Below are 2,855 nucleotides of genomic sequence, written 5' to 3'. Positions count from 1 at the left end.
GATCCCCGTACCCAGCTTCGCGTTAACCAATGGGCAGAAGTGGTCTTTGACATGGATCGCTTCCACCTCTTTGACCCCCAGACCGAGGAGCGGCTGGGATAACGCTGAAAAGCCCCCAGAAAGCTAGTTGGAAGAGCTGCTAACTGCAGTCGCCCTTACCGTAGGGGTGAGTTTAGGAGAATCACCAGGCGCTCTTCCAAAAACTTCAGGTTGGCCAACACTTGGCTAAAGGCTTCTTCCTGCGTCCAGTCCATAATCTCCATGGTTTTGTGAACCAGCGATTGCACCGGCACTGGTAAGGGGCCGAAGACATCCACCAGCCAGCGCACCGAGAAAGGATCGACGGTAATGTTCCCCTCAGCGCCCGGCCAGCCGTTGATGTTGACAGGCCCGTTGTCGCGAATGGCGTTGAGGAACGCCTGCTTGGCATCCAACCTCACCAAAAGCGGGTGGGCTTGTACAGTGCCATTCCACCATTCGTCGTTCGTAAACGGCTCAGCTTTGGGAACACCGGGGTGCCCACACCAAAAGTCGATCAGGCGGGTCATGTTGGGGAAAACCAGCTCGATGAAGTGAAGCTTTTGCTCCTCGCTTAACTTATTGATTTGCCGCATCGTGTAGGGCACCGGCTTGGTCAAAACCCTCTCCACCTTCCACTGCTGCCAGTTCACCATGCTAATAAACTCAAGGCCGGCCTGCCTTAACATCTCAAACACCTGCGGCACCGTAAAGCCCTTGTCGCTGCGCAGCAGGAAATTGGCTAGAATTCCCCCTGTGGTTTTGATGGCATCGCCGTTCCAGTGGCTCTTCACAAAGCTGGCATCGGTGAGAGCTTCCATCACCTCCCGCAGCAGCGGTACAGCTTTGGCCGCTGGCTCATCCATCACCCCCAGCAGCTCCATCGCATCCTGCATGTTGAAGATAAACTGCCGCTGATAAAGGCTGTGCACATTGCTGCGAATGATCCCGTCGGGCTTGAGCACCTGCCGCATGCCTTTCAAACCGGCCACCGGATCCTCCAGCAGGTAGAGAACGTCGTTGCAGGCGATAAAATCAAACTCCTCCCCCAGCGCCGTCATGTCGGTAATGTCCATAACATGAAAGCTGGCGTTCTCGATCTTGTGGAACTTGAAGCGCTGCTCCGCCAGCTTGACAGATTCGGTTGAGATATCCACTCCCACATAGCGAGCGCCGGGGTTGGCGGTTGCCAAAACCAAAGTTTCCCAGCCGGAACCACAGCCGGCATTGAGCATCACCTTGCCTTCTGGCATGACTACCTTGCGATCCCGCAGGTACCTGGCTGTTGTGAGGCTGTTGGCAAACAAGGCCAGGTTGTCGGTAACCGTCTGCTCAATCGGCACGTTCGGGTATGGAAACTCGTCAAACTGCGCCTGTACGGGGTTGGACACAACTTTCTCTGCCATGGCGGCCTTCCTGTGTTTTTAGGTATCCCAAACTCTTAGCACGCTCCCTATCGTACTGCACAGCCAGCAATCTATATCTCTCCGGCGTTCCTCTGGCCTTGAAGCGGGTAATCTTTGCTGGTAGCTTTTTGATAGCGCTGCCTTAGTGTTGATCTCATCCTGCCGGGGGGTTTTTTCCATGGGCTCACGCAGACGCCTATTGCTGTTGGCGGTAACTTTTCTCTTCGGGATCCTGGCAGCCTGCGGCCTGGCCACGGGGCCTGGCTTGATCAGCCGTCCAGAGACGCCCTCCTCCACCCCTGCCGCCTACTACGACGGCAACCCCCAATCGGTAACCATCCGCGATGTCGCCATCGCCTTTGCCATCGCCAGCGGGATCACCCAGCCCAGCCAGATTGTTAGCTTTGTCAACAACGTTTTGCGGGTGCAGCCGCCCATAACTTTGGCTGAGGTGACCACGGCCAACCCCAACCCAGTTGCCATTTCTGACTTCGATGGCGACGGCAGGGGGGGAACGATTCGCGACGCGGCCATCTTGTTTGCCATTGACACTCTGCGAACCCGCGACGCCAACCGCATCAACGATTTTGTCAACAATGTGCTGCGGCTACAGCCTCCCCTTAACCTGACGCCCGAACAGGCAGCCAGGTTGCCGGGGCCGGGGTTTGTCCCACCGACAGCCTCGCCTACTCCTTCCCCCACGGCCTCGCCCTCGCCGTCACCCCCTGATGAGATCACCATCCTGGGGGTGCCGCAGACGGTAACGGGTCGCCTGACCACCAGTAGTCCGCGGGATCCCCGTCGCCCGGATCACTTCATCCAGGACTTCCTGCTCAGCGCGTCCATGGGGCAAACGGTGCGGATCCAGCTTTCCAGCAGCGAGTTTGATACTTACCTCTTCATCGTTAACCAGGCTACCGGGCAGGTAATTGCCGAAAACGACGACTTTGGGGGGAGTAGGAATTCCCAGCTAGACTTGGTTGTGCAAGCTGGAATTAACTACTTGGTGCGGGTTAGCAGTTACGACCGTGGTGCTACAGGCGTTTTCCAGCTTAGGACTGCTCTGGTTGGCTCGGCACCTACTCCTGCTCCTACAGCTTCTCCCCCTGCCGGCGGCTTCAACATCGAGGTTGAATTTATCGACAATAGCCTCAGCCCTTCCCAGCGCGATATTGTTCTGCAAGCGGCCCGGCGCTGGGAGCAGATCATCACCGGCGATCTGCCCGATGCTGCCGTAATACTGCAGGCCGGTTTCTGCTCAGGTGGTTTCCCGCCAACAGCGCTGGTCAATCGCCGGGTGGACGACATCTTGGTGCAGGTAACCGGTGCCCGGCTTCTCTCTGGCCCTAGCGCTCCGGGGGGGACCCTTGGCCAAGGTGGCCCCTGTGGCTCTCCCCGGCCCGGGATCGGCATTTTCCCCTATGGCATAGT

At 57.8% G+C, this 2,855-nt stretch carries 2 protein-coding genes; one reads left to right on the top strand and one right to left on the bottom strand.

Features of this window, described 5'->3' with window-relative positions:
- Positions 1-155 precede the first annotated feature (155 nt).
- A complete protein-coding gene (locus NW858_RS10595) occupies positions 156-1,424 on the bottom strand; it encodes a class I SAM-dependent methyltransferase (protein WP_414520462.1) in 1,269 nt (422 codons plus the stop codon).
- 178 nt (positions 1,425-1,602) lie between these two features.
- Between NW858_RS10595 and NW858_RS10590 the strand changes: the two genes are divergently transcribed.
- The coding region (locus NW858_RS10590; RefSeq protein WP_414520461.1) for a peptidase M8 at positions 1,603-2,855 on the top strand (1,253 nt) is incomplete at its 3' end.

This window comes from Synechococcus sp. H55.10 (genome assembly GCF_047502715.1).
Taxonomy (GTDB): Bacteria; Cyanobacteriota; Cyanobacteriia; order Thermostichales; family Thermostichaceae; genus Thermostichus.
This window is presented reverse-complemented; position numbering and strand designations above follow the sequence as displayed.

Bases quoted from the DNA above. Each gene is read 5' to 3' on its own strand.
- NW858_RS10595 (WP_414520462.1), bottom strand. From the start codon at position 1,424: ATGGCAGAGAAAGTTGTGTCCAACCCCGTACAGGCGCAGTTTGACGAG.